Genomic DNA, 25,973 nt, shown 5'->3' on the forward strand with positions numbered 1-25,973 from the left:
AGACCAGATCACAAGCTGCGCCCCGGGCTTTCTCGCCGCTGATCCGGGCCGGTTCTCGTCAGCCCGTCGTTGCGGCGCGTGAGGGCTTCCTGACGGGCTTGCAGGGCTTCGCGTTCGGCTCGTTGCTGCTCGCGTCGCTGGGTGAGCCATTCGGCGGCCTCCGCGACAGGGCGCGCGTCCAGCTCCGCAATGACCCGCCGCGCTTCGGCCGCGCGCCGTCTGGCGTGCTCGGCGTCTGCTCTGGGGTTGGGGATTCGGAACGTGCCCCGCATCTGCCGCGCCTGCTCCGCCCCGTACAACTGGACGGTGAGACGCTCCCGCTCGACGGCCTGCCGCTGGGCCGCCTGCTGCTTCGCGGCCTCGGTGTCGCTGAGGGCCTGTTCAGCCGCCCGCACCTCGGGATGGGCGGCGGCCCGTTGCGTTGCGATCGTCTGCGCCCACTCGGTGGCGGGCCGCAAGAAAGAGGGCGCGGTGCCCCAGGTCTGGGTGACGCGCTCCTCGATCTTCTCGACCGACTCCGCCGCGGTGTCTATGTTCCGGGCGGCGGCGCGCCTGCGCCCGAATCTTGCCGCCCGCGCCTCATCGCGCGCGGCGTGGAGGCGCGCGCGAGCTTCTACGAGTTCTTGCCCGTCGGTGCGTGCTCGCGTCTCCACCTCTGTGGTGACCGTGTGGCGGGTGTGCTCGGCAGTCTCCTTCGCGTGGGTCACACGCGCGGCGTGCTCCTCGGCCTCGACGTGCTGCGCTTGCTTCTGCGCGACGAATCGCGCGGCGGCGTCCTCGAACACGGCCGCGTGCTGTTCCGCGCGTTCGATGACCTGGGTGAGGCGTGCCCGCTCGGTCTGTACGAGACGCACCGGCCCATCCTCCACGAGCCCCCGCACGGCGTCCGCTGCGCGTTCGGTCGCGTCGGTGAGGCCGCGGTCGGCGCGGTCGCGTTCCATCGCCGCGACGAACTGCTCCCGCGCCTGCTCCTGGCTCTCGGCGACGACGTGCAACAGGTTCTCTTCCCTGCCCCGGGTCATGCCGACATAGACCCCCGCGGCGCTGGTCGCGTCGGTGAGGATCGTGTGCGACCCGGTGACGGTTGCGCCCTGCGCCCCGTAGGCAGTTGCCGCGTATGACAGGTGCGCGTGCTCTGCCACGTACTCGGCGGGTAGGAGCACGGTGCGCTGCCGCTTCCGCCCGTTCCCCGCCTCGCGCACTCTGAGCGTGCCGTCCTGCTCGACGTGTTGCACGATCCAGTTCTGCCGGTTCGCCACACCAATGCCGGTGTTGTTCTTGCGCGTCTGGATCACGTCCCCGACCCCGATGGGGAGGCCGTCGCTGCCGGTCGCAGTGCGGTGGCCGTCGACCTCGCCGCGCGCCGCGCGCTCGTCACGGATACGCGCGTTGACAGCGCGGGCCTCGTCGTTGGACGTGACCGTGACCGCCTCTCCCTCCCGGCGGTGTCCGGCGATGTGCTCGCGCACCTCCTCGTCGCTCGCGTGTAGGCGCACAAGGCCGAGCGCGGTGAGCCGATCGAACACCTCGCCAGGGTCGCGCCTGTCGCGCATCCGCACCGTGACCTCGGCGTAAGCGGGGTCGGTGAAGCGATGCGCCTCGGCCATGTCGAACGTGCGTCCTCGGAGCTGTGCGGCCATATCGAGCACCCCGCCGCGCCCGACTGCGGCGAGCTGCGCCCGGTCACCGACGAGCGCGACGGTCGCGCCCGCCTCTGAGGTGACGGTGAGCAACGCGATTGCGGTGTCTTGGTCGAGCATCCCGGCCTCGTCCACGATCACCCGCTCACCCCGTACCAGCCGTGCGCCCTCTGCCGGGCCGCGGTAGGTGCGTCCGGTTTCGGGGTCGGTGTCGCCGGGTGCGAGGCGCGTCCATACGCCGTCGCTGTTCCATCGCCAACCGTGCGCGTGCACGAGCGCCGCAACCGATGTTGCGGGCACGCCGAGTTCGTCGTGTGCGACCTGTGCGGCGCGCAACGTCGGCGCAACCACCCGCGACGCCCGCCCCTGTCGTGTAGCGACTTCGATTGCAACGCCGAGCATCGTCGTCTTCCCACTCCCCGCTGCACCTTCCACAACCACGAGCGAGTCGGTCGATGCGACCGCGGCGGCGGCGCGCTCCTGCCCGGCGTCCAGGCCGCGCTTGCGCGCCGCCTTGCGCACGTCCGGGTGCCCAGGATCTTGTTGCAGGAGGCGCGCGGCGATCAGGTCGCGCAGCTCCGTCTCCGCCTGCACCACCCTGAGCGACGTGAGATGCGCCACATGCTCCGGGGCCGGTGCGCCGGACGGGAGGATCGAGAAGCAATCCTCCATCGCCAACAGTGTTGCAACCTGCACGAACTCGCGTATCTCGGCCGGTGCAGCCTGCACGCCATACTCGGTCATGATCCGGGTCGCGTGCTCCTGCACCGTATGCCGCGTCCACGCCGAACTACCGGCGGCGCAGCGATCCAGCGCCCGGTTTGCAACGGTCTGCACCGAGAGGTCATCGAGCGACGCCGGCGCACGGTGCGCGGGTCGGCGCAACGTGTCGGGGTCGTAGCCGGCCTCCCGCAACTCGGTCACCCAGGCTTGTTCTTCGCTGAGTGTGGTGGGCTTCTTCGCGGGCCGCTCGTACGCCCACGCTTTCGCCGCGAGACGCGCGGAGACGACCGGCCCCATCGCCTCGCCTGTATGCGCCGCCTCCCATTCCGCTTCGAGCCGTTCCAGGTGTCGGCGTACTTGCTCGCCGCGCTTGCTCATCACACCGTTGAACCGCTCGAGCTCGACCACCTCACCCGACACTGGATCAAGCGTCAGGCTGTGCCGATCCAGCACCTCCGTAAGCTCCGGGTGCGCGGCGATGACGGCGGTGCCGAGGGCACGGATCGCGCCCTGTTGCCGGAACAGTGCCGCGGTGTCCAGCGCACGCCACTTTCCGGCCGCCCAGACGCGGGTGCCGATCTGGAAGTGAATATGCCGGTGCGGATCACCAGCCCGGCTCGTGCGGTGCGACACCGCCACCGTCTGCAACTGCGAGACGGGCACAACTTCCTGCTTGCCGCGCGGCCCCACACGGGTCACGGAGTGCTGAGCGAGCCACCGTTGAATCTCGCTCACGGCGTCCTGCTGCGCCCGGTCGAGAGCGTCGGAGACTTCCGGGTGGAGAGCTGCGGCGATCGACAGCGATTTCGGGGCGTTCACGACCATCTCCGCGAACCGTGGTGAGCCCTGCCTCCCCTCGCCCGGCAGACGTGGCCTGCCCATCGACTCCTCGGTGAGCGGATTGATCCAGTCCACCCAGCCTGCATACGCCTCGGGGTCAAGACCCAGAGCTGCGGTCACGTTCCCGTCGCCGTCGAGCGCGGTGAACTGCGCTACGGATGTGTCAGCGCCGAAGTAGTAGTCATCGGCGCGAGAGCGGTCGGCCTCGACATAGCGGCGCGCGTCGGCCCCGGTTCCCCGGAACAGGATCACACCGCCATGCATGAGACTCACCGCCTATGATTTCTACTACGGAAACTATGATATCTACCATGGTAGCATACGTTCATTCGGAGGAGGGTGTGATGTCTCAGGACATTGGTGACACTTGGGAGTCTGGGTGGGTGGGCTCGAATGTCGGGGGCTTGCGGTTGGAGCGGACGAAGCCGACGTGCTTGACGCCGGGTTCGGGGATGGGATGCTCGGCGATAAGTTCCCCTGTGTGGGTGCTTCAGAACGTCGCGGTGCCCTCGTCGACCATGATGTGCAGCACCTCGCCGCCATGGTCTTTACCGATGCCGTAGACGACGTTGCGGACGCGCACCCTCCGTGCATGCGGACGGTGCGCCGATACTCGCTAGGCGGGTCTGTGGTGCAGGTGTTGTGAATGACGTCGCGGATGTTCTTCGGACGCGAGTTCGGTGCTATAAGTCATGTTCCGTGCCAGGCAGTTGGGGCGTTCGCCACCATCACGATTCGAATGATGCTTCGTAGCGTGTAAGCCAGTCTCGTTGTTCTGTGGTGGTGGGGTGGGGGTCGCTGTAGACATGGTCGAACATGTCCGTGGGGTGAGGGTTCGGCAGGCTGAGGAGTCGTTGACGGACATCGATGGCGCGAGTGTTGTTGTCTGCGTCGATCCGGTCGAGGACTTCGTCAGTGGTCCCTTGGTCTTGCAGGTGGGTGCGTAGGCGCGGGATGGGGTCGCGTTTCTGCCAGTGCTCGTGTTCTTCTGCGCTGCGGTATTTGGTGGGGTCGTCGGAGGAGGTGTGTGGGCCGAGGCGGTAGGTGACTGCTTCGATGAGGGCCGGGCCGGTACCGTTGCGCACTTGGTCCATGACGTGTTTGGTGATGGTATAGCTGGCGATCACGTCGTTGCCGTCGATGCGGTATCCGGGTATCCCGAATCCTTCTGCACGGTTGGCGTAGGACACGGCGGTTTGCGTGGCCGAGGGGGTGGAGATCGCGTACTGGTTGTTCTGAACGAAGAACAGTACGGGTGCGTTGTAGGTGCGGGCGAAGATGAGTGCTTCGCTGGCGTCTCCTTCGGACATGGCACCGTCACCGATGTAAACGATCACGGCTTCTTCGCCTTCGGGCTTCCGTCCGGCTCGCTGGTCGAGACTGATGCCCATCGCGTACCCGGTGGCGTGGAGAGCTTGGGCGGCGAGCACGATGGTGTAGAGCCGGAACCGGGTTTGTTCGGGGTCCCAGCCGCGGAAGGTGTTGCCGCGGAGCACGGCGAGGATGTCGACGAAGTCGATGCCGCGCGCGAGTGCGACGCCATGTTCCCGGTAGGAAGGGAAGACCGTATCGAGGGGGCTCAGTGCGTGTGCGGATCCGGTTTGCGCGGCTTCTTGACCGTAGGAGGGGATCCACAGTGCGAGCTCACCTTGTCGTTGGAGCGCAGTGGATGCGTCGTCGAGCCGACGGGTGAGCGTCATCTCCCGGTAGAACAGTAGGAGATCGTCGGTGCTGAGCGCCTCGGCGTCTGTCGCATACGGTTTCGCGACCGCGTTTGGTTGGTATCGCCCTTGTGGGGTGAGGAACTGGATCGGTGCGGGCTCGTGCTCGTTCATGCCGCAGGGGTCCAGGTTTGGCGGTAGAGCTGTTCATACTGCGCGGTAACGGTGAGAGCGTCGTGGGTGCGGGCGGTCGCGAGGGCGGCCTCGCTCATCCGCATGTACATTTCGGGTTCGAGGCGCAGGAGGCGTTCGATGCGGTCGGCGAACTCGCGAGCGTTTCGTGGGTGTACGAGGTATCCCTCGCGCCCGGAGGTGACGAGATGTGGGAGGGCCATTGCGTCAGCGAGGATGACGGGGGTTCCCGAGGCCATAGCTTCGAGGGTCGCGATGGATTGCAGTTCGGCGGTGGACGGCATGACAAACACGGTTGCCCGGCGGTGTATGTCGGTGAGTTGATCATCACCGACGTAACCGTGGAAGGTGACTTTGTCTGTGATGCCGAGGGCTTGTGCGTGTTCTTGGAGGCGGGAGCGTTCTGAGCCGCTGCCAACGATGTCCAGGCGTGCGTGGAGTTCTGTCGGGATGAGGCTGAAGGCTGTCAGGAGGGTAGCGAGGTTCTTTTCCGGGTCAAGGCGTCCGACGAACAGCACCCGGTTCTCGACGGGTCGTGTCTGCTTCGGGGTGAAGCGGTCGACGTCGATACCGCAGGAGACGGGGATCACGTCGAGGAGTGATGTCTGTGCTTCGAGGTATCTCGCGGCCGTCGCCGTGGGGCTGGTGACGATGTCTGCTTTGGAGTAGACCTTCGTAGCGAGGTTCCATCCATACTTGGTCAGTCGGGGGTGGAAGCGTTCGGGGAGGCCACTGAATTCGACGATGTTGTCGGGCATGACGTGGTTGGTCGCGACGATGGGCACCCCGAGCTTGTGTGCTTCGTAAGCGAGGCCCCGGCCGATGTCGATGAAGGACTGCAAGTGCACCACCGCGGGTGCGAGATTCAGGAGAATGCGACGGGCCTGGGCGCGTACTTCCCAGGGCGGAGTGACGCGCAGCCAGTCGTGGAGCGGCCACTTCACACTCCGGAGCCGGTGCACGGTGATCTGTTGCCCGTCGAACACTTCCGTCCGGGAGAGGGACCGCGTGTTCGTGGCGGGGGCGACGACGTGAACATCGTGGCCTCGGCGGGCGAGGCGTACCGCGTGGTCTTGAGTGAACCGAGAGGCCCCGTTGACATCGGGGAAGAACGTGTCGGCACCGATCAGGATGGTCGCTGGGCTGTCGGTGAAGGGACCGGTGTTATGCGGCATGGCGTTGCGTGGACTTCCAATCCTGGAGCGCGTCGTGAGCGGCACGATATCCGGCGTCGATGATGCGCGGCACATCGTTTCTCGACCACTGCGAGAGACCGGCAAGGTCTGGGCGGATCACGAGCACGTTGGGTCGAGTTTCCAATTCTGCGATCGCGTCCGCGGAGCGTACGACAGGTACGTACTCCCACTCCGGTCGCAACCGGACTGCGATCGTGAAGGTCGCGCCGAGATGCTGTGCGGCTTCGATAGGCAGGTTTGCGGCGAGACCGCCGTCGATTAGCAGTCTGTTCTCGATCACGATGGGTGAGAACACTCCGGGCACGGCGATGCTCGCCCGAAGCGCGGGTCCGAGACGGCCCCGGTCGAGGATCACTCCTTCCCGGGTGCGGAGGTCGGTGGCGACCGCGGCGAACCGGCGCGGCGTGTCCTCGATCAACGGTTCCCCGCCGAGGCGGTCGATGGTGTCCAACAGGGCGGCGCTGTCGAGGAGGCCGAGGCGTGGGCTGGGGCGGAACCGTCCGAACACGGACCAGTCCGCCTCCCGGACGGTCTGCTCGATCTTCGCCAGCGGAAGACCCGCGGCATATGCGGCGCCGACGAGAGCACCGGCACTGGTCCCCGCGACGACTTTCGGGTGGATGCCGCGTTCGCGCACCGCGCGCAGTACACCGACGTGCGCGGCCCCAAGTGCACCGCCACCACCGAGCGCAAGTCCCACGACCGGCCTCACTGTGCCGGACTCCAGCGAGTCGGACTCGTTCCCTACGGATCGCATCACATCATCCTTTTCCAAGGCTTGCGGGAGTTAGAGAGTGGGTAGCGGGTGGGCTTGGGCGGGGTTCAGGCTGTCCAGCAGCAGGCTGAGGTAGCGGCGGCGGTGCGGACCCACAGGGATGGACCCGAACCCGGCCGCGATCATCGTCATCAGGTTCGGGATATCCTCCGGGGTGATATCTGCCCGCAGCGTCCCGGCCGCCTGGGCGCGCCGCACGGCCTGCTCGATCGCGGCCGCGTTGCGGCCCATCAACTCCCGGGTCGCTTCGGCCAGGTTTGCGAGCGAGCGCACCAGGCCCCGTTCGCGGTCCAGCACAGCCAGAAGACGTTCTCCGAGTTCGAGTAGCACATCGCGGGGCGCGTCCGTCTTCTCGAACTCATCGAAGATCGGCTGCACCTCGGCCGCGAACACCTCGTCGTAGACCGCGAGAGCCAGCGCCTCCCGGTTCGGGAAATGCCGATACAAGGTCGCGATCCCCACCCCGGCCTCTTTCGCGATCCGATTCAAGGTTCCAGACCCGTCGCCGAGGGAGAACACCCGGCGCGCGGCGCCGAGAATCTTCGCCATGCTCGCCGCCGCATCCACTCGTATCGCACCCGCATTCATCGCCTGCTCCTCTCGTGTCGGTTTGACAACCCCACCAACTGATACCAGACTATCACATTGATAGTTCACTTTCACTTGTTCGCGTTGAGGCGGCGTGCGCGGTCCTCACGGGTCACGCATGCCCGGAAAGAGAAGAGGATCTCGGATGTCGTCACTGCTGTATCGATGGGGTGCGCTCGCGTACCGAGGAAAATGGTGGGTCACCGCGATCTGGGTGGTGCTGATCGCCGCGATCGTGGGCCTGATCGTGATGAACCCCCCGAAGCTCAGCAACGAGATCCGCATTGACGGGACGGCCGCGCAGGAAGTGATCGACGATCTCGCCGACCGGCTCCCGGATGCGTCCGGCGGGCAGGGCATCCTCGCTCTGCACTCCACTGACGGGGAGCGCATCGACGAGGGCGACAACCTCGCCGCACTGTTGGACGCCGTCGAGGAGGTCTACGCCGAGGAGCACGTCATCGATGCCCGTGAGGTGATGGCTGATGAGCTAGCGAAGGGTCCCGAGAGCCTGCTGCTGCAGGCTTCCGGCGCGATCGCGCAGGCGCAAGCGGCCGAAGGCGCACCCGCATCGGATACGCCGACACCGCTCGTCGTCGAGCAGATGCCCATCCCCGGAGTCGTGATTTCTGCCGATGGTGAGACGGCATTGTTCCAGTTCGTGTTCGACGCGCAGACGTTCGAGCTTCCCGAGGGCACCGTCGACGACACGATCGAGGCCGCCGAGTCCGCGTTCGAGGGTGAGAACGTGGAGGTGCTGCCCTCCTCGACGATGATCCAGATCCCTGAACTGATCGGTGTCGGCGAGATCGTCGGCGTGCTCATCGCCGCGCTCGTCCTGATCGTCACACTGGGCTCCCTTGTCGCGGCGGGCTTGCCGCTCGTGTCCGCGCTGTCGGGTGTCGCGGTCGGTGTCGGCGGGGCGTTCGCCATCTCCAGCCTCATCCCGATGCACTCCCTGACCGCCGTGCTCGGATTGATGCTGGGGCTAGCGGTCGGGATCGACTACGCCCTGTTCATCGTGAACCGGCAACGCCGTTTCATCCTCGATCAGCGCCTCACCGCCCCCGAAGCCACCGCCCGCGCGATCGGCACCGCCGGCAGTGCCGTGTTCTTCGCCGGCACCACGGTCATCATCGCGCTCCTCGCGCTCATGGTCGTACAGATCCAGTTGCTCACGACGATGGCACTCACCGCTGCGGCCACGGTGCTCATCGCAGTGCTCTCCGCCCTCACCCTTCTTCCCGCTCTCCTCGGGTTCATCGGGGAACGCATCTGCTCGAACAAGGCACGGTTGAACGCGGGCACCGCGCACGACGCCGGTTCCTCGCACCGCGTCGCGAACACCTGGTCAAAGTTGCTGGTGAAGAACAGGTGGGTCGCAGCGGTCGGCTCACTCGTCATCGCGGGAGTGATCGCCGCGCCCGTCCTGGACATGAACCTCGGCCTCCCGTCCGGGGCGAGCTACAACCCGGATACCCCGCAGCGTGACAGCTTCGAGGTCACCAGTGACGCCTTCGGTGAGGGATACAACGGCCCTCTCGTCGTCGTTGCCACCTCCCCGGACGATGAGACGATCCCCGCGACGGAACTCGCCGCTCTGTACACCGACCTGAGCGATATCGACGGCGTCGAAGCGGTCTCCCTCGGCGGGCTCGACGAGGACGGCACGACCGCCGTGTTCTCTCTCGTCCCCGAGACTGCACCGACCTCGCAGGAGACGGCCGACCTCGTCACCCACATCCGTGACCTGGCCCCCGAGTTCGCGGACGATTACGGCGTGGATCTCGGTATCACCGGGTTCGCAGCCCTCGCGATCGACGTCTCTGAACGCCTCGCCGATGTCCTGCCCCTCTACATCGGGGTCGTTGTCGGGCTCTCGCTGATCGTGCTGCTGCTCGTGTTCCGTTCCATCATCGTGCCCATCAAAGCCACCCTCGGGTTCCTCCTTTCGGTCGCGGCGACCTTCGGAGCCACGACCGCGGTGTTCCAGTGGGGCTGGCTGCAGCCGGTGTTCGGGATGGACGCCACTGCGCCCGTGCTGAGCCTGCTGCCGATTATCATCACCGGCGTGCTTTACGGGCTCGCGATGGACTACGAGGTGTTCCTCGTGTCCTCCATGAAGGAAGCTCATGTCCATGGCTACCACGGCACCGAATCCGTCACCCGCGGGTTCGCGGTCGCCAGCCGCGTCGTGGTCGCCGCCGCGATCATCATGACCAGCGTGTTCGCCGGGTTCATCTTCAATCCCGAACCCATGATCGCCCAAGTCGGATTCGCGCTCGCGTTCGGCATCCTCGTCGACGCGTTCCTCGTCCGCATGACCCTCGTACCCTCGGTCATGGCGATCTTCGGCGACAAGGCCTGGTGGCTCCCCCGCTGGCTCGACCGTACTCTTCCCGACCTCGACATCGAAGGCGACAAACTCACCAAGCAGCTCGAACGCGCATAACCACACCGGGGTGGGGCAGGCGAGCAATCACCTGCCCCACCCGACATGTACATCCCCAAAGTCAGCGGACCTGAAACGAAGGAGAGCCAATGCTTCGCGGACTGGAGACACCGGAACTGCTCATCCTCGCCGCACTCATCCTCGTCGTGTTCGCTGGCCCCAAACTCCCAGAAATCGCACGCGGCGTCGGCGCCTCGCTACGAATACTCCGTAACGAGACACGAACGCAAGACTCCGACTCGTCCGAGACTGTGGGCAGGCAGCGGCAGAAGTGCTAACGAAAGTGCTAAGCAACCTGTAGGTCGGGGTATCGCGGTGGAGTTATCCACAGGTCACATGCCTTAGATCGTTGATTTTATGCGGCAGAACGCCCTACACGGTTTCGCGGCGCGAGGGTGTCGAGGTCAGTTCAAGTCCCCCCTCGCGCACAAACGAAAATGGGTCCCGAAAGGGGCCCTTTTTCGTTTGTCCGGGAGGGGTTGCCGCGAGCGCCCGTGGAGTGGCGGTGGGGACAAGACCCCCCTCGCGCACAGTGTTAGCTGGTCACCACGTCGTCTGCGACGGCACCGGGGATGATGCACGAGTCACCTTCGCAGACGACACCGTCGCCGCCGAGCATCGTGAACGGCTGGGCCGCGGCCGCGGGAGCCCCGGGCGTGCCGGTCATGCGGGAGTCCGTTCCGATGCGACCTGCGTAAGGACCTGGGCGAAGGTCGCGCTCTCCTGTGCCCCCGAAACGCCGTATTTGCCGTCGAAGACGTAGAAAGGCACACCCTGGATGCCATACGCGGCAGCTTGCGCGACATCCGCCTTCACCGCTGCCGTGTACTGGCCCGACTCGAGCGCGCGGACGACGTCATCATGGTCGAGCCCGACGGTGGCGGCGAGATCAGCAAGATACTCTATCCGGCCGACATGCCCGCCGTCGACGAAGTATGCCTTCAGCAGAGCTTCCTTCATCTCTGCCTGCACACCGTGCTCCTTCGCGTAATGCAGCAGCTCATGAGCCTTGATGGTGTTCGTCTGATGGATGTGGTCGTAGTCGTAGGCGAGACCCTCGCCCGCGGCGAGCGTTGTCACGCGCTCCACCATCTCCGCCGCCTGCTCAGGCGAGACGCCCTTGCGCTCGGAGAGGTACTGAACCGGTGAACCGTCGTAGTCAACGGGAGTGTCGGGGGCCAACTCGAAGGAGTGGTACTCGATATCCACGGGGACTCCGGAGGCCAGCACACCCTTCTCGAAGCGTCGCTTTCCGATGTAGCACCAGGGGCATTGCACATCCGACCAGACGTCGACCTTGATCGGGGCAGCAGAAGATGTCCCGCGTCAAGTTGTTGGCAGGGTTTCTTCGTTTTCGAAGTTGGGGATGGTGGGGTCGGCCAGGCCGAGGTGGACCTCGATCGGCCGGTTCCAGGCGATGGCCTCGTGCGGGCGCACGGTGTTGTACTCGATGCGGTAGTCCTCGGCGCGTTCGACGAGGGTCATGGCGTCGGGGATGTCGTCGAGGAACAGCCGCTCGTATTTCAGCGTCCCGAACCCGCGTTCGCGTGACCCGTTCTGCCCGGGCGTTTTCACCCGGGTGCGGACGTGCCGCAGCTCGGGGTGGCGCATGATGAACAGCTCGAAGTTCATCGACCGGAACGGGCCACCGTTGTCTGTCACGATCGTGAGGACTGGCAGCACCTCCCCGGTCTCGGGATCGACGGGGCAGGTGTCGACGAGCGGGCGCCCGAACATGGTCTCGTAGTCGGTCAGGGCCAGCTCGATCGCGGCGATCGCGTCATGCTGGTTCCCGGTCGGCGAGGTATGGAACGGGTGCTCGAGCTTGGAATACCAGTCCCGGCACCCCGCGATCCGCCAGGTTCCACCCCGGGTGGTCTCGAACTCGCTGAAGTCCAGCTGCCAGACCTGGTTCGGCCCGGTCGGGTTCTTCGCGAACGCGGCCTTGCGGTCCGCGGCGAGCTGACGGCGCTGCTTCTGGTACTCGGACGGGAGGATCAGCCCGTCATCGCGCAGCAGCCGCAGCACGGTCGCCTGCGACACCTTGTGACCGTCGTGGCGGGTCATCGCCCAGATCTTGCGGTGACCCCACGCGGGGTGGGCCAGCGCATGCTTGGTGGCCAGCCCACGCGCCCCGTCACGCGCGGGCTGCGGCCACGGCCCCTTCGGTGGTCGAGCCGCTCTCGCCTTGGCCTGCCAGCGCCGATACGACCGTTCGGGCACGCCAGTCAGCTTGCAGAACCTCGACGTCGGCATGCCCGCCTCCAGACGGATCACCTCGAGGTCCTCGAAGGGCCCAAGCGGCCCTCAGCGCTCTTCTTCCACACCCGGATCTCCACCGCCGCCTCACCGAGGGCCTGCGTTAACTCCGCGACCTCGGCCTCGAGCTGCTGCTCCCGGGTCGAGAGACCCGACTTCCCGGCCGCGAGGCCCGTCTTCCCCGCCTCGAGGAAGTCCGCCTTCCACCTGCCGATCGACTGCTCACTGACCTTCTCACGCCTCGCGGCCTCAGCGATCGTGACCTCGCCAGCGAGGATGCTCAGCACGATCCTCGTCTTCTTCTCCACCGGAATCACAGGTGGTCTTCCCATGTCGGACTCTCCGTTCAGGACTCAACTAACAGCCCTGCCACATAGTCTGACGCGCGACAAAGACTCGCTCATGTCACACCGAACCGTGAACTTGTCAGCACTATTCCCGTCGACGCCCACCGCTACACGTGCGGATGCCACGTCAACCGACGGTCACACCGAAGAGCAGTCCGAGGACGTAGGTGACCGCTGCCGCTCCGAATCCGATCGCAAGCTGCCGCAGCGCGCGCTTCAACGGCGGGCCACCGGACAGCAGCCCGACCGTCGCGCCTGTTGCCAGGAGCGCCACGCCGACCAGCGCCAGCGCTGCCACCACTGCCGCGAAGCCCGACAGCCCGAAGATCCACGGCAGCACCGGAATGATCGCGCCCGACGCGAAGAACAGGAAGCTCGATAGCGCCGCGCCCCACGCGCTTCCGACGACGTCGTCCTCATCCTCGCCGCCGACGCCACCGCGAGCAAGCGCACCAGGGCCCGCCGCCTGCGCATCACCGATGATGGCGCGCGCGGCGGCAAGCGCCTCGTCCTCCGGCATCCCGCGCGTGCGGAACACCAGTGCCAACTCGTTCGCATCCAGATCGAGGAACGACAAGACATCGTCGGCGTAATCGTTCGGCTGTGTCGCCGCCAGCAGTTCACGCTGGGATCTCACCGAGACGAACTCACCGGCGCCCATCGACAGGGCACCCGCGAGAAGACCCGCGATACCGCTGAACAGCACGAACTGCGGGGCCACTCCGGTCGCGCCGATTCCCATGACCAGAGCGAGGTTCGACACCAGCCCGTCGTTCGCGCCGAAGACCGCAGCACGGAACGTGCCTGACAATCGCCGTCGTCCGCGAGCCGCAAGTCCGCGAACGACCTCGTGGTGGATCTTCTCGTCGGCAGCCATCTGCGAGGTCGCATGCGGATCGCTGTCGTAAGGAGAACGGGCCTCGGCGTTCTGGGCGAGGGCAAGAACGAAGATCGATCCGAAGTGGCGCGCCATCCATGCCAGCATTCGCGTTGACAAGCGGGGCCGTGGGAGCGTGGTCGGCTCACCGCCGAGCAGTTCGAGCCAGTGCGACTCGTGCCGCCGCTCCGCGTCGGCGAGGGCTTCCAGGATCGCTCGCTCTTCGCCGGTGCGGCGAGCAGCCAGCTCACGGTACACGCGCGCCTCGGCGCGCTCATCCACCAGGTACTGAGCCCACCTCCGCCGCTCGTTTGCCGTCGTTTCGGCACTCATCGGGCTCCTTCTGGGTCCTCCCCAGGCTAGGAGACGCGGCCGCGGCCTCGACGCCGAATCCGCGGATTCGCAGCATTTTGGAGCACCGAATCCGTGCGGCTACGACCTCACTCGAGCACGCAGGACATCGATACGCGCCTGCAACTGAGCAACAGTCGCGTGAGAGACCGCGGGACCGCCACAGATGCGGCGAAGCTCGGCATGGACGTGGCCGTGCTGCTCTCCCGTTTGGCGGGCGTATAGCCCGACGAGGCTGTTGAGGAGTTGGCGCTGCTCTTTGAGCGTGCGGTGCAGGGCGGGAGGCGGCGACGGATGCGCTTCGGCGTCCGGCCCCTCCTCGCGCTCCCGCGCCTCCCGCACTTGACGGTGGCGGCTTTGCCGCGCCTGCCGTTGCATCAGCAGCTCGTGAACATGTTCCGGTTCCAGCAAGCCGGGAAGGCCGAGGAACTCCTCCTCTTCCGGTGTACCGGGCGTGGCAAGCTGTCCGAACTCCTTGCCGTCAAAAAGCACACGGTCAAAATGAGCGATGGCGCCGAGCGCGGCGTACTCGAACTCGTCGGTCAGCGCGTCTGATGCTGCATCCTCGCGCTCGGCAGCCGCCATCAGGTCCTCTTCAGCCGACCATTCGCCGTCCTCGTCGGAGGGCCGATCGAGGGCGTGATCACGCTGACGTTCGAGCTCACCGGCCAAAGCCAGAAGCGGTGGCACGTGCGGAAGAAAGATACTGGCGGTCTCGCCACGGCGTCGGGCCCGAACAAAACGACCGATGGCTTGTGCGAAAAACAGCGGTGTCGACGCAGAGGTCGCGTAAACACCGACTGACAGTCGCGGCACATCGACGCCCTCGGACACCATGCGAACCGCGACCATCCAACGGCTCGTGTCGGCGGCGAATGACTCGATACGCGCGGATGCCTCCGGCTCGTCCGAGAGCACGACGGTGGGCTCCTCCCCCGTGACCGTCTGCAGGATCTGCGCGTAGGCCCGAGCGGCGGTCTGATCGGTGGCGATCACCAGGCCACCGGCATCCGGCACGTGCTCTCGCACTTCGGTAAGCCGGCGATCGGCCGAACGCAGAACTGCCGGAATCCACTCGCCGCCGGGATCGAGAGCTGTGCGCCAGGCCTGCGCCGTGATGTCTTTCGTGTTGTCTTGCCCGAGCTGGGCTTCCATTTCGTCGCCGGTGCGGGTTCGCCACCGCATGTGGCCGGCGTAGACAAGAAAGAGCACGGGACGCACGACCCCGTCTTCCAACGCACGCCGATACCCGTAGTCGTAGTCGGTACGGGACACCCGGATGCCCTCAGCCGTGGGGTGATACTCCACGAACGGGATGGGCGCGGTGTCGCTGCGGAAGGGAGTACCCGACAGCAGCAGGCGTCGTGTCGCGCGTCCGAAAGCCTCGCGGAGTGCGTCTCCCCAGCTGAGGGCATCACCGCCGTGATGCACCTCGTCGAGGATGACAAGCGTGCGCGCCGTCTCCGTGACCCCCTGATGCACTGACGCCTTCGTGGCGACCTGCGCGTAGGTGACCGCGACCCCGTGGTAGTGGCGGGCGGGGCGGGTGTGACGATTCGTGAAATGAGGGTCCAGCCGTAACGAGACGCGGGCTGCGGCATCCGCCCACTGGGTCTTCAGGTGCTCCGTCGGCGCCACGACGACGACCCGGTCGATGATGCCGCGCCGCAGCAACTCGGTGGCCAGCCGCAGAGCGAACGTCGTCTTGCCTGCACCGGGAGTCGCCGCAGCCAGGAAGTCTCGAGGTCCACCGCCGGGGCCGTCGGGCCCGTCCATGTCGAAATACCGATCGAGTGCCTCTGCCTGCCACGCACGCAGACGACCGGCAGTTCCCCAGGGCGCGCGTTGCGGATAGGACGGCGACAGATGTTCGGCGGCGAAACTTCCCCGGGGGTGGTCGGATGCCGGGACCGGTGCTGTCTCGTGCACGCTCCCCCTCCCACACACATCGGTCGCACGTCGGACCGCCCGACTACGATAGACGACCAGGAGGACAGAGCATGGCCGCCACCGACGAACACCGCACTCCGTTCATCGCGAACAGCGAACCTCACCCCTGGCGACGGTTCGTCGCTCTTGGCGACTCGTTCACGGAGGGCATCGGCGACCCCGACCCCGCTCATCCCGGATCACACCTCGGCTGGGCCGATCGCGTCGCCGACGTGCTGGGGTCACAGTCCGAGGACTTCGCGTACGCGAATCTTGCCGTGCGCGGCAAGCTCATCGCACAGATCGTCGACGAGCAGGTCGAACCGGCCCTCGAGCTTTCTCCCGACCTCATCACGTTCTGCGCCGGCGGCAATGACGTCATCCGTCCCGGCACCGATCCTGACGAGATCTCCCAGCTGTTCGAGGATGCCGTCGTGCGCTTGAGCAGCACCGGCGCGACAGTCGTGATCTTCACGGGCATCGACACGAGTTTCACCCCGGTGTTCCGCGCGTTTCGCGGCAAGATTGCGATCTACAACGAGAACCTTCGCGCCATCGCCGATCGCTACGACTGCATCGTCGCCGACCAGTGGTCGCTGAAAGAGATTCAGGACCCGCGCTTCTTCGATGACGACAGACTGCATCTGAACGCGCTGGGTCACCACGAGGTCGCGCGAATGGTCTTGCGCGCGCTGAACGTGTCGAACGATCTTGTGCCGATGCAGCCGGATCCCTTCCCTTCCCGCACGTGGCGCGAAGCCCGCGCGGGCGATCTCGTCTGGGCGCGCACGCACCTTGTGCCCTGGGTCCTGCGACGCCTGCGTCATCAGTCGTCGGGAGACAACCTGACGGCCAAACGTCCGCAGCCGCTTCCGGTAGCGACGACGGGCGCGATCACTCTGCCGAGCGAGGATGCCTGAGCGCCCAGAGCGCAACGGCGCTCGCGGCGGCAACGTTCAGTGAGTCGACGCCTCCCGCCATCGGGATGGTCACGACGGTGTCGGCAGTGGCGAGAGCTTTCGGTGTGAGTCCGTCACCCTCGGCGCCCAGCAGGAGCGCCACGCGGGAGGCCGGCTCGAAGTCATCGAGCGAAACAGCGTCCTCACGCAGCGCGAGAGCCGCGATCTGGAAACCCTCCTCGTGCAGGATGCTGCGCGTCTGGTCCCAATCGGGCAGTCGCGTCCACGGCACTTGGAAGACGGTTCCCATGCTGACCCTGACGCTGCGCCGGTAGAGCGGGTCTGCACAGCGCGGCGAGACGAGCACCGCATCGGCCCCGAGGCCTGCGCAGGCGCGGAAGATCGCACCCACGTTGGTGTGATCAACGATCTCCTCGAGCACGACCACGAGCCTCGCCTCGCGCAGCACGTCCCGAAGCGGCGGCATCTCCGGCCGGTGCATGGCCGCCAAGGCGCCACGGTGCACGGCGTAGCCCGTGAGGCGCTCAGCGAGGTCGGCCTCGACAACGTACACCGGCACGGTCGGGTGCTGTGCGAGCAACGGAACGAGATCATCGATCCACTTCTCCTGCACTAGGACCGAACGCGGCCGATGGCCCGCGGCCAACGCGCGGCCGATCACCTTCGCAGACTCCGCGATGTACAGGCCTCCGGCAGGCTCGATGCGGCGGCGCAAGGCGACATCGGTGAGATCCCGGTAATCCTCGAGCCGCGGGTCCGTCGCATCTCGGACGTCGATGCGCTGCATCCCTCGATCCTCTCATTCATGCGGTGCAGGCCCAGCAGCACGAAACATCCCCGAAAACCTGGATGCCTAGACTGGAATGAGGCAAGGCAGAGGAGGCAGGCATGTCGCTCATCGACTGTGCTGCCGCGGACGTTCCCGAAGCCCTCGCCCGAGCGCTCCGCGTTCTTGACGGACGCACCATGACGATCCTCACCGGGGCGGGAGTGTCAACCGATTCCGGCATCCCTGACTACCGGGGCAAAGGCGCGCCGGCGCGACGCCCGATGACGGTCGAGCAGTTCCTCGGAAGCGATGAGGCGCGTCGCCGCTATTGGGTCGGCTCGCATCTCGGATGGCGGAGCTTTGCCTCGGCGCAACCGAACGCCGGGCACCGCGCAATCGCCGCACTCGAAGAGCACGGGATCGCGACCGGGGTCATCACGCAGAACGTTGACGGTCTTCATGTGCGCGCCGGGAGCCGTCGCGTCGTCGAGCTGCACGGCACGATGCGCCGCGTGTTCTGCATCCGCTGCGGTCAGGTCTTCGACCGACGAGACCTCTCGTCGCGGGTGGAGAGCGACAACCCGTGGCTCGTCACCACTCACGAGCTGCCCCTCGGACCCGACGGTGACGTGACACCCGAGACGACCGAAGGGTTCGTCGTGCCGGATTGCTCGGTGTGTGCGGGAACCCTGAAGCCCGACGTCGTCTTTTTCGGCGAGTACATCCCGTCAGAGAAGTTTCGCGAAGCCGAGCAGCTCGTCCTGGGCAGCGATGCGCTGGTGATCGCCGGGTCGTCGCTCGTCGTGAACTCGGGAATCCGCCTGCTCGAACGGGCACGACGGCGCCGCATCCCGATCGTGATCATCAACCGCGGCCAGACGCGGGCCGATGCTCGCGCAACGGTGAAGATCGACGGCGGAACCTCCGAAGCCCTCACTGCGCTGCTGGAGGGGCTGGCAGCGTCGACCGGGCACCGGGAGCTGGCAAGTAGTCTCGAGAGGTGATCCACCTCACGCTCATCCGCCACGGCGAGACCGACTGGAATCGCGCTCGGCTCATCCAGGGCAGTACCGACATACCCCTCAACGACACGGGGCGCGAGCAAGCCCGGCAGGCCGCCGAACGGCTGCGCGGCGCGCTGGATAACCCGACCGCTGCGCGCATCGTCAGCAGCGACCTCTCCCGTGCCCGTGAGACAGCGCAGATCATTGCTGACCAGTGGGGCGCGGCGGCGCCTCTGGCGTACCCGACCCTCCGTGAGCGCGCGTATGGCGAAGCCGAGGGGATCACCGTCGATGATTTCGCCGTGCGGTGGGGCAATTGGTACACGGCAGAGGTGCCGGGTGCGGAATCGCGCGAGCAGCTGCAGCTACGGGCGTTCGCGGCATTGGATGCCGTCGTCACCGATGCGCTGGGCTCACAGCCCGATCTCACACGCATCTTCGTGGTCACCCACGGCGCACTCATCCGTTCCGTGATCCACCACGTGAGCGACGGCAGGCTACCCGCGCGGGAGGAGCGGCTTGCCAACGGATCCGACTACACCTTCCACTACTCGCCCGATGGGCTGGCTCTGATCGATTACGCCGGCACCACGGTTTCGCTCTGAGCTGGGCATACCGATCTACCCACTGAAATGCACTACGCAGCTCGCTCAGTTTCGTAATGACATTGTGAGCAACATGAGCAATCCGCGAATCGGCAACATGCTAGCCTTCCGCGATATGACCGCTCTTGACCATGTCGACCTCGAGCTCTTGGCCGCGCTCGCGGAGGATCCGCGCGCGACAGTGGTCGCGCTCTCGGATCGTCTCGGTCTATCCCGAAACACCGTGCAGGCGCGGATGTCGCGGCTCGACAAGGCCGGCGTCTTTCTCTCGTACGAGCGAGCCCTCTCCCCCACGGCGCTGGGGTTTCCCATCGAAGCGTTCCTGAACGTCACGGTCCGTCAGGCGGAGTTGCCGCGCATCACTGCAGAACTCGAGCGGATTCCCGAGATCGTTCAGGTGCACGGCCTGAGCGGGACCGTGGATCTGCTCGTGCGGGTCGCGTGCCGCGACACACAGCATCTGTTCGACACCGACGCCCGCATCCTCGCGATCGAAGGCGTGGAGCGCACCGAGACCTCGCTCGCGATGGGGGAAGTGATCGGTTACCGGGTGCGCCCGCTTATGGAGCTGGCACGAGAGGAACGCTAGCCGCTTCCTCCTTGGCGGCCTCGCCCGGGTCGGACCGCACCAGGATCACGCCCGCCAAGATCATCGCTCCCCCGACCGCTTGCATGAGGGTCGGGACCTCGGCGATCACAAGCCACGCAATCAGCAGGGCGAACAGCACCTCGGTGAGTCCGACGAAAGATGCGACGCGGGAGCCGAGCATCGATCCCGCTCGCACTCCGAACGCGTAGCCTCCAGCGGTTGCCACGACGATCACCCACACGATCGGGATGTACCAGGGAACGCTCACGCCGGCCAGCACCACGTCGACGGCCGGTGCGGTGAACGCCAAGAAACCCGTGCCGACCAGCACACCCATGAGAAGAGCGCCGGTAATGAGGCCGCCCGAGGCCAGCGCGAGGGGCGGGATGTCATCGCCGGTCTTCTCGGCGATAAGAAAGTACGCGGCGGTACAGGCAGCAGCCGCCAAAGCCAGCAGGGTGCCGATCAGGTCGAAGCTCGCACCGGCGATGTCGACGACGAGCACGAGGCCCACGATCGCAAGAACGGAGCCCGCGAGGATGCGGCGCGACGGTGCGCGGCGGGTGCGAACCCAGGCGAGTCCGACGAGAAGGACCGGAGCGAGGTACTGGATGAGCAGGGCCATCGCCACCGGCATCCGTTGCAACGCAGCGAAGTAGAAGATCTGACACCCGGCCACCCCCGTGAGTCCGAACGCGATGATCAGCAGTCCGTGCTTGCGAAGAAAGCCCGGACGACGACGGATTGTGACGATCAGCACGGGCGCAAGAATCAGTGCCGCGCCACCCATACGCAGCAACAGGGTCGCGCCCAGGCTCCAGCCCGCCTCCATGAGCGGCTTCATGAAGCTCCCCGAGGATGCGAAGCTCAGGGCGGAGAGGAGTCCGATCGCCAGCCCAGCCATCGACGAGTGCCGGCTCGCGGGGGCAACGAGAACGGGGACCGGAGTGGTCGGAGCGGACATGGGCGGCCTGTCAGGAGTGAAAGGGGTTGACACTCGTGACACACTGGTCACGAACGAAACAGTAGCCCTCGGAATGTCAGGAGTCAACATGGTCTTTATCCATGACACCGAGATGGCCCTGCGAGCGGCCGTCGACCTGGTCAACACCCTGCCGCTCAACGGCGACGAAGACACCCTGACGACAGCGGACGAATACGAAGCCTTCCTTGCGCGGTACCCGTACAGCGGCAGGATCTCGCGCACGAGGCAGGAGCGGGAGGCGGTGCGCAGCATCCGCATTCGTCTGCGCGCTCTGTGGGATGTCGACCGCGAAAGCGCCGTCCCGCTGGTCAATGCGATGCTTCGCGACGGCGAAGCCCTCCCCCAGCTCGTGATCCACGGCGACTATGACTGGCATGTTCACGCGTCCGATGACGACGCACCCCTGGCTACCCGCATTCTCGTCGAGACCGCCATGGCGTTCGTGGAGGTCATTCGCATGGACGAATATGACCGCGTACTCGTCTGCGAGGCCGATGATTGCGAGGGCGTTCTAGTCGACTTCTCTCGCAACCGCTCAAAGCGCTACTGCGACACCGGCAACTGCGGCAACCGCATGAACGTCATCGCGTACCGAGCTCGTCGAGCCCAAGAAAGCTCCTGACCGCCGCTGCCGCAACCTGTGGCGTCTCATAGTGGATGAGGTGGCCCACATCAGGGATCTCCACGAGGTTCGCGTCAGCAAACAGTCCCGCGAGCACACGCTCGGCCTCGATGGGGGTGATGTCGTCGCGCTCGGCGGCGATCAGCAACGTTGGCTGAGAGATCTGCGGCGCGAACTCCCGCACATCGTGGGAGACCGAGGTCACGAACGCGTCGTGCAGCACGTCCCGGTCGGCAAAGCGGGAGAAGTACGTGTCGTGCTGGTCATGGATGAACCGGCGGAGCTCCGGGTCTTTCGTCTTGGCCATGGAGACACTCATGACCCGCACCACAACGCCGTTGCGCAACAGGGCCGTGCCCGCCCGGCTCGGCATCCGCGCCCCGGCCCAGTAGTAAAAGACCGCAAGCCTCGTGAGGACGCCGCGCGGGCCCTCCAGCGCTGGTGCGCCGATCGGATTGACGAGGATCACCCGGGGCGTAGCCAACCCCCCGGCCACGGCTGCCGAAACGACGATCGAGCCGAAGGAGTGACCGAGGATGACTGCCCCCGGCGCGATCTGGGCGACGAAGTCAGTCAGCCACTCGGCGTAGAGGGCGAGGTCGTGACGGCGCGCGGGAACCGGCGCCGTCTCGCCGAAACCGGGGAGGTCCGGCGAGATGACGCGGACGTCCGGGAGGTAGGCGACGACAGGCTCGAGACCGTGGTGTTCGCCTCGAAAGCCGTGCACAGCAACGATCGTGACCGGCGCGTCAGCGGGCCCGTACTCCCAGAACACGGTGGTCCCCCCGAGTACCGGCGCTTCGCGACGCGTGACCGGTATCTCGTCCAGGAGCGCGGCGTACGGATGCGGGGCGGGCACCCGACGAGTCTAGTGACCGTACCTCATGGGGTCGGGCAGGCCCAGAACGACGAAGACCCCGCTCGAAAGCGAGGTCTTCGTCGTGTGCGATTCGGGCTTACTTGCTCGAACCACCGAAGTTCTTGAAGCGCTGGTTGAACTTCTCGACGCGACCGGCCGAGTCCATGATGCGCTGCTTGCCCGTGTAGAACGGGTGCGATGCCGAGGAGATTTCGACGTCGATGACGGGGTACTCCACGCCGTCCAGTTCGATCGTCTTGTCGCTGCTGACCGTCGAACGCGTGAGGAAGGTCTCGCCGGAACCGAGGTCGCGGAACACGACAGCCTGGTAGTCGGGGTGAATGTCAGTCTTCATGGGGTTCCTTGCCGAGATGGGGAAAGAAAGTCTGCGGTGCGCTGGCACCAAAGGACGAGTCTACCAGGTTCGCGTGCGGATGCCGATCACGAGGTCCTCGCTCGCGCCGCGTAACGCCCAGCCTCTTGATGCAGAGCGATCGGCACCCCGAATGCTGTGCTGAGCGCATCCTCGGTCAGAGTCTCGCGCAGCGGTCCCGCAGCCACGACGGCACCGTCGCGGAGCAACAGCACGTGAGTGAAGCCCACCGGGATCTCTTCCACATGGTGGGTGACCATGACCATGGCGGGAGTCGTCGGCTCGGCGGCGTAACCACTCAGAAGTGTGAGAAGTTCCTCGCGCGAGCCCAGGTCCAGGCTCGCCGTGGGCTCATCCAGCAGCAGCAGTTCGGGGTTCGTCATGACGGACCGAGCGATCTGCACACGCTTCTGCTCGCCGTCCGAGAGCGTGCCGAACGTGCGCGTTGCGAGATCGTCGAGTTGCCACTCGGCAAGGACCCGCATCGCGCGACGGACGTCGACTTGGTCGTACTCTTCGCGCCAGCGACCCATGACCGCATAGGCGGCGGTCATCACGACATCCAGCACTGTCTCATCGGGCGGGATGCGACGCGCCATGGATGTCGAGGCAAAACCCACGCGCGGGCGCAGCTCGAAGACGTCGGTCCGTCCGATCCGCTCCCCGAGGATGTTCACGCGACCGGAGGTCGGGTGGAGGAGCGATGCACAGAGCTCGAGCAGAGTCGTCTTTCCCGCCCCGTTGGGACCGAGGACGACCCACCGCTCATCGTCGGACACGGTCCAGTCGATGTGATCGATGATGTCTCGGGCGTTTCTGCGGACGACGACGTCGGAGAATTCGAGCACCTGAGCCATGCCGTCAAGCCTATCGGGAGCCGCGGATCACCTCTGCGTACAGCGCGGCGGTTTGCTCCGCGATCCGCTGCCAACTGAAGGCGGTCGTCGCGCGCTCTCGACCCGCCCGCCCGTAGGCCTTGGCCGCCTCACGATCGCTCACGACCTCGCTCAGAACCCGAGCCAAGTCCGCGACGAACGCCTCGGGGTCCAGCGGCGTACCCGTGCCGTCCGAGACCTGCTCGATGGGCACGAGCCTGCCCGTGACACCGTCAACTACGACTTCCGGGATGCCGCCCGTGGCGGTGCCCACCACGGCTGCTCCACACGCCATCGCCTCGAGGTTCACGATGCCCAGGGGCTCGTAGATCGAGGGGCAGACGAAGGTCGTTGCCGCGGTCAGCGCTACGCACAGCTCGTGTCGGCTGAGGTGGCGGTCGATCCAGACCACCCCGTCCCGAGTCTCCTGGAGGCCGCGGACAAGACCCTCGACCTCGGCGAGGATCTCGGGTGTATCCGGAGCGCCGGCGCACAGGATCAGTTGCACCTCCGGATCCAACCGCTCGGCAGCGCGAAGGAGGTATGGCAGACCCTTCTGGCGGGTGATGCGCCCGACGAAGACGACGGAGGGTCGGGTCGGATCGATCCCCAGCGCAGCAAGCGTTTCGGCGTCCTCGACCGGATGCCACTGCTCGGTGTCGATGCCGTTGTAGATGACCCGGACGCTTGCGGGGTCGAGCCCGGGGTAGCTGCGCAGGATGTCTCCACGCATGCCTTCGCTGACCGCAACGATCGCCGCAGCGCCGTGGTAGGCGGTGCGCTCGATTTCGCTCGAGACCGCGTACCCGCCACCGAGCTGTTCGGCCTTCCAGGGACGCAGTGGCTCGAGGCTGTGTGCGGTGACGATGTGCGGGATGCCGTTGAGAAGGCCGGCGATGTGACCGGCGAAGTTGGCGTACCAGGTGTGAGAGTGGACCACGGCGGCACCAGCGACGTCATTGACGATGAGCAGATCGGTGCCCATCGTCTGAATCGCCGCGTTGGCATCCCGCAACTCCGCGGGGGTGACGTAGGACGTCGTGTCAGTCTCGTCGCGGTCAGCGCCGAACGCACGCACCTGAACCTCGAGCGGCTCATCGCCCGGCGCATCGGTTGCTGGTAGCGCGCGAAGAGCTTTGACGAGCTCCGCGACGTGGACGCCAGCGCCCCCGTAGATCTCGGGCGGATACTCCTTGGTGACGATGTCGACGCGCATGTGTCGAACGCTAGTACAGGGTCGTGGGGCGGCATAGTGTTGGGGGTATGGCTACGTCGCCCAAGATCTTTGGAATCGTCCTCGCCGGTGGAGAGGGCAAGCGGCTGATGCCGCTGACCGCCGACCGAGCCAAACCCGCTGTTCCCTTCGGCGGTCAGTACCGTCTGATCGACTTCGCAATCTCGAACCTGATCAACTCGGGGCTTCGGCAGATCGTTGTGCTCACGCAGTACAAGTCGCACAGCCTCGACCGACACATCTCCCAGACCTGGCGGATGTCCCCGATGCTGAGCTCTTACGTGACGTCGGTGCCGGCTCAACAGCGGCTGGGCAAGCGCTGGTTCTCGGGGTCTGCCGATGCGATCTTGCAGTCGATGAACCTCATCATCGACGAGCAGCCCGACATCGTCATCGTCATCGGCGCCGACCACGTCTACCGCATGGACTTCCGCCAGATGCTCGACGCCCACATCGCCTCGGGCGCGCGGGCGACTATTGCCGGCATCCGCCAACCGATCGGCCTGGCGAACCAGTTCGGTGTGATCGATGTCGAGCCCGGTTCGACGCGGATCCGCGAGTTCCTCGAGAAGCCGCAGAATCCGAGCGGGTTGGCGGATGCTCCGCACGAAGTGCTGGCGTCGATGGGTAACTACATCTTCGACACGGATGCCCTCGTCGAGGCCGTCGAGGCCGATGGCGAGATCCCGACATCGAACCATGACATGGGCGGCGACATCGTGCCCTACTTCGTCGACCGCGGCGAAGCGAGCGTGTACGACATGAAGCTCAACGACGTTCCGGGCTCTACGGATCGGGACCGGTCGTACTGGCGCGACGTCGGAACCATTGACTCGTTCTTCGACGCGCACATGGATCTGATCTCGACGCTCCCGGTCTTCAATCTCTACAACACCGACTGGCCGATTCACTCGCAGACTGTCAACTCGCCGCCGGCGAAGTTCGTGCGCGATTCGGTGGGACGGATCGGGACCGCCATAGATTCGGTGGTTTCGCTCGGATCGGTGCTGTCGGGGACTCACCTGGAGCGAAGCGTCGTCGGGCCGTGGACTCTGGCAGCTGGCGGGTCGACCATCACGGATGCCGTGCTGTTCGACTATGTGCGCGTTGGTCCGGGTGCGCGTGTGCACCGCGCGATCCTCGACAAGAACGTCGTGGTCGCCGACGGAGCGACGATCGGGGTCGACCGCGCCCATGACCTCGAGCGTGGGTTCACCGTCACCGACTCCGGGATCACGGTGGTCGGCAAGGGCGTCGTCGTCGAGCGCTGATCCTTCCCGTAGCGGCTCAGCACGGCCGGGCCGGTAG

Annotated in this window: 25 protein-coding genes; 8 read left to right on the plus strand and 17 right to left on the minus strand. The window is 66.1% G+C overall.

Translation table 11 applies throughout. The features are described 5' to 3' along the window. Window positions 1-8 precede the first annotated feature (8 nt). The 5 genes from mobF to AADH62_RS08700 form a co-directional block, all read right to left on the minus strand. Window positions 9-3,467: a MobF family relaxase gene (mobF, locus tag AADH62_RS08680; RefSeq protein WP_341579181.1), complete on the minus strand. Its 3,459-nt coding sequence runs from the start codon at window positions 3,465-3,467 to the stop codon at window positions 9-11. Window positions 3,468-3,931: 464 nt separating this feature from the next. Next, window positions 3,932-5,038, minus strand: coding sequence for a thiamine pyrophosphate-dependent dehydrogenase E1 component subunit alpha (locus AADH62_RS08685; RefSeq protein ID WP_341579083.1), 1,107 nt, complete (start codon window positions 5,036-5,038; stop codon window positions 3,932-3,934). After that, on the minus strand, window positions 5,035-6,231 hold the full coding sequence (locus AADH62_RS08690) for a glycosyltransferase (RefSeq protein ID WP_341579084.1): 1,197 nt from the start codon (window positions 6,229-6,231) through the stop codon (window positions 5,035-5,037). Before AADH62_RS08690 ends, AADH62_RS08685 begins: the two co-directional genes overlap by 4 nt. Further along, window positions 6,221-7,009 (minus strand): patatin-like phospholipase family protein, encoded by a 789-nt coding sequence (locus tag AADH62_RS08695; protein ID WP_341579085.1) that lies wholly within the window; start codon window positions 7,007-7,009, stop codon window positions 6,221-6,223. Before AADH62_RS08695 ends, AADH62_RS08690 begins: the two co-directional genes overlap by 11 nt. A gap of 30 nt (window positions 7,010-7,039) precedes the next feature. Then, window positions 7,040-7,594: a TetR/AcrR family transcriptional regulator gene (locus AADH62_RS08700; RefSeq protein ID WP_341579086.1), complete on the minus strand. Its 555-nt coding sequence runs from the start codon at window positions 7,592-7,594 to the stop codon at window positions 7,040-7,042. A 166-nt stretch (window positions 7,595-7,760) separates the two neighbouring features. Between AADH62_RS08700 and AADH62_RS08705 the strand changes: the two genes are divergently transcribed. Together AADH62_RS08705 and AADH62_RS14590 are read left to right on the plus strand one after the other, a co-directional pair. Beyond that, window positions 7,761-10,067: an MMPL family transporter gene (locus tag AADH62_RS08705; protein ID WP_341579087.1), complete on the plus strand. Its 2,307-nt coding sequence runs from the start codon at window positions 7,761-7,763 to the stop codon at window positions 10,065-10,067. Between the two features lie 89 nt (window positions 10,068-10,156). Then, the gene (locus AADH62_RS14590) at window positions 10,157-10,345 is read left to right on the plus strand and encodes a twin-arginine translocase TatA/TatE family subunit (protein WP_425355659.1); all 189 of its coding nucleotides are present in this window, start codon (window positions 10,157-10,159) and stop codon (window positions 10,343-10,345) included. A 257-nt stretch (window positions 10,346-10,602) separates the two neighbouring features. Here AADH62_RS14590 and AADH62_RS08710 read toward each other — a convergent pair whose 3' ends face one another. The 6 genes from AADH62_RS08710 to AADH62_RS08735 all read right to left on the minus strand — a co-directional run bounded on the left by AADH62_RS08710 (window position 10,603) and on the right by AADH62_RS08735 (window position 15,830). Further along, window positions 10,603-10,734 carry a hypothetical protein gene (locus tag AADH62_RS08710; RefSeq protein ID WP_341579088.1) on the minus strand — a complete coding sequence of 44 codons (132 nt, stop codon included), beginning with the start codon at window positions 10,732-10,734 and terminating at the stop codon, window positions 10,603-10,605. Next, window positions 10,731-11,369: a DsbA family oxidoreductase gene (locus AADH62_RS08715; RefSeq protein WP_341579183.1), complete on the minus strand. Its 639-nt coding sequence runs from the start codon at window positions 11,367-11,369 to the stop codon at window positions 10,731-10,733. Before AADH62_RS08715 ends, AADH62_RS08710 begins: the two co-directional genes overlap by 4 nt. 24 nt (window positions 11,370-11,393) lie before the next feature. After that, the gene (locus AADH62_RS08720; protein ID WP_341579089.1) at window positions 11,394-12,290 is read right to left on the minus strand and encodes an integrase core domain-containing protein; all 897 of its coding nucleotides are present in this window, start codon (window positions 12,288-12,290) and stop codon (window positions 11,394-11,396) included. Window positions 12,291-12,340: 50 nt separating this feature from the next. Then, complete coding sequence (locus tag AADH62_RS08725; RefSeq protein WP_341579090.1) at window positions 12,341-12,658, minus strand: transposase; 318 nt, start codon at window positions 12,656-12,658, stop codon at window positions 12,341-12,343. A 142-nt stretch (window positions 12,659-12,800) separates the two neighbouring features. Continuing rightward, complete coding sequence (locus tag AADH62_RS08730; protein WP_341579091.1) at window positions 12,801-13,883, minus strand: VIT1/CCC1 family protein; 1,083 nt, start codon at window positions 13,881-13,883, stop codon at window positions 12,801-12,803. A 99-nt stretch (window positions 13,884-13,982) separates the two neighbouring features. Further along, window positions 13,983-15,830, minus strand: coding sequence for a DEAD/DEAH box helicase (locus tag AADH62_RS08735; protein WP_341579092.1), 1,848 nt, complete (start codon window positions 15,828-15,830; stop codon window positions 13,983-13,985). A 71-nt stretch (window positions 15,831-15,901) separates the two neighbouring features. On the opposite strand from AADH62_RS08735, the gene AADH62_RS08740 reads away from it, so the two are divergent. Continuing rightward, on the plus strand, window positions 15,902-16,750 hold the full coding sequence (locus tag AADH62_RS08740) for an SGNH/GDSL hydrolase family protein (protein WP_341579093.1): 849 nt from the start codon (window positions 15,902-15,904) through the stop codon (window positions 16,748-16,750). On the opposite strand, the gene AADH62_RS08745 is transcribed toward AADH62_RS08740, so the two are convergent. Then, window positions 16,725-17,537, minus strand: coding sequence for an RNA methyltransferase (locus AADH62_RS08745; RefSeq protein ID WP_341579094.1), 813 nt, complete (start codon window positions 17,535-17,537; stop codon window positions 16,725-16,727). The two genes, AADH62_RS08740 and AADH62_RS08745, sit on opposite strands and share 26 nt — an antisense overlap. A 101-nt stretch (window positions 17,538-17,638) precedes the next feature. On the opposite strand from AADH62_RS08745, the gene AADH62_RS08750 reads away from it, so the two are divergent. From AADH62_RS08750 to AADH62_RS08760, 3 genes are all read left to right on the plus strand, one after another. Further along, complete coding sequence (locus AADH62_RS08750) at window positions 17,639-18,523, plus strand: Sir2 family NAD-dependent protein deacetylase (protein WP_341579095.1); 885 nt, start codon at window positions 17,639-17,641, stop codon at window positions 18,521-18,523. Next, the gene (locus tag AADH62_RS08755; protein WP_341579096.1) at window positions 18,520-19,128 is read left to right on the plus strand and encodes a histidine phosphatase family protein; all 609 of its coding nucleotides are present in this window, start codon (window positions 18,520-18,522) and stop codon (window positions 19,126-19,128) included. Before AADH62_RS08750 ends, AADH62_RS08755 begins: the two co-directional genes overlap by 4 nt. 115 nt (window positions 19,129-19,243) lie before the next feature. Then, window positions 19,244-19,717 (plus strand): Lrp/AsnC family transcriptional regulator, encoded by a 474-nt coding sequence (locus tag AADH62_RS08760; protein WP_341579097.1) that lies wholly within the window; start codon window positions 19,244-19,246, stop codon window positions 19,715-19,717. Here AADH62_RS08760 and AADH62_RS08765 read toward each other — a convergent pair. Next, complete coding sequence (locus AADH62_RS08765) at window positions 19,689-20,681, minus strand: DMT family transporter (protein ID WP_341579098.1); 993 nt, start codon at window positions 20,679-20,681, stop codon at window positions 19,689-19,691. The genes AADH62_RS08760 and AADH62_RS08765 overlap by 29 nt on opposite strands. Window positions 20,682-20,769: 88 nt before the next feature. Between AADH62_RS08765 and AADH62_RS08770 the strand changes: the two genes are divergently transcribed. Continuing rightward, window positions 20,770-21,324, plus strand: a complete 555-nt coding sequence (locus tag AADH62_RS08770) for a CGNR zinc finger domain-containing protein (RefSeq protein ID WP_341579099.1) — start codon at window positions 20,770-20,772, stop codon at window positions 21,322-21,324. On the opposite strand, the gene AADH62_RS08775 is transcribed toward AADH62_RS08770, so the two are convergent. The 4 genes from AADH62_RS08775 to glgA all read right to left on the minus strand — a co-directional run bounded on the left by AADH62_RS08775 (window position 21,284) and on the right by glgA (window position 24,647). Further along, window positions 21,284-22,183: an alpha/beta hydrolase gene (locus AADH62_RS08775; protein ID WP_341579100.1), complete on the minus strand. Its 900-nt coding sequence runs from the start codon at window positions 22,181-22,183 to the stop codon at window positions 21,284-21,286. The two genes, AADH62_RS08770 and AADH62_RS08775, sit on opposite strands and share 41 nt — an antisense overlap. A gap of 97 nt (window positions 22,184-22,280) precedes the next feature. Beyond that, entirely contained in the window at window positions 22,281-22,538 is a 258-nt protein-coding gene (locus AADH62_RS08780; protein ID WP_292735706.1) for a type B 50S ribosomal protein L31, read from the minus strand. A gap of 86 nt (window positions 22,539-22,624) precedes the next feature. Beyond that, the gene (locus AADH62_RS08785; RefSeq protein WP_341579101.1) at window positions 22,625-23,413 is read right to left on the minus strand and encodes an ABC transporter ATP-binding protein; all 789 of its coding nucleotides are present in this window, start codon (window positions 23,411-23,413) and stop codon (window positions 22,625-22,627) included. Between the two features lie 10 nt (window positions 23,414-23,423). Next, on the minus strand, window positions 23,424-24,647 hold the full coding sequence (glgA, locus tag AADH62_RS08790; RefSeq protein WP_341579102.1) for a glycogen synthase: 1,224 nt from the start codon (window positions 24,645-24,647) through the stop codon (window positions 23,424-23,426). Window positions 24,648-24,694: 47 nt separating this feature from the next. Here glgA and AADH62_RS08795 point away from each other — a divergent pair, with 47 nt between their 5' ends. Continuing rightward, window positions 24,695-25,936: a glucose-1-phosphate adenylyltransferase gene (locus AADH62_RS08795; RefSeq protein WP_341579104.1), complete on the plus strand. Its 1,242-nt coding sequence runs from the start codon at window positions 24,695-24,697 to the stop codon at window positions 25,934-25,936. Window positions 25,937-25,973: the final 37 nt, after the last annotated feature.

Source organism: Microbacterium schleiferi (genome assembly GCF_038150145.1).
In the GTDB taxonomy this organism is placed as follows: Bacteria; Actinomycetota; Actinomycetes; order Actinomycetales; family Microbacteriaceae; genus Microbacterium; species Microbacterium schleiferi_B.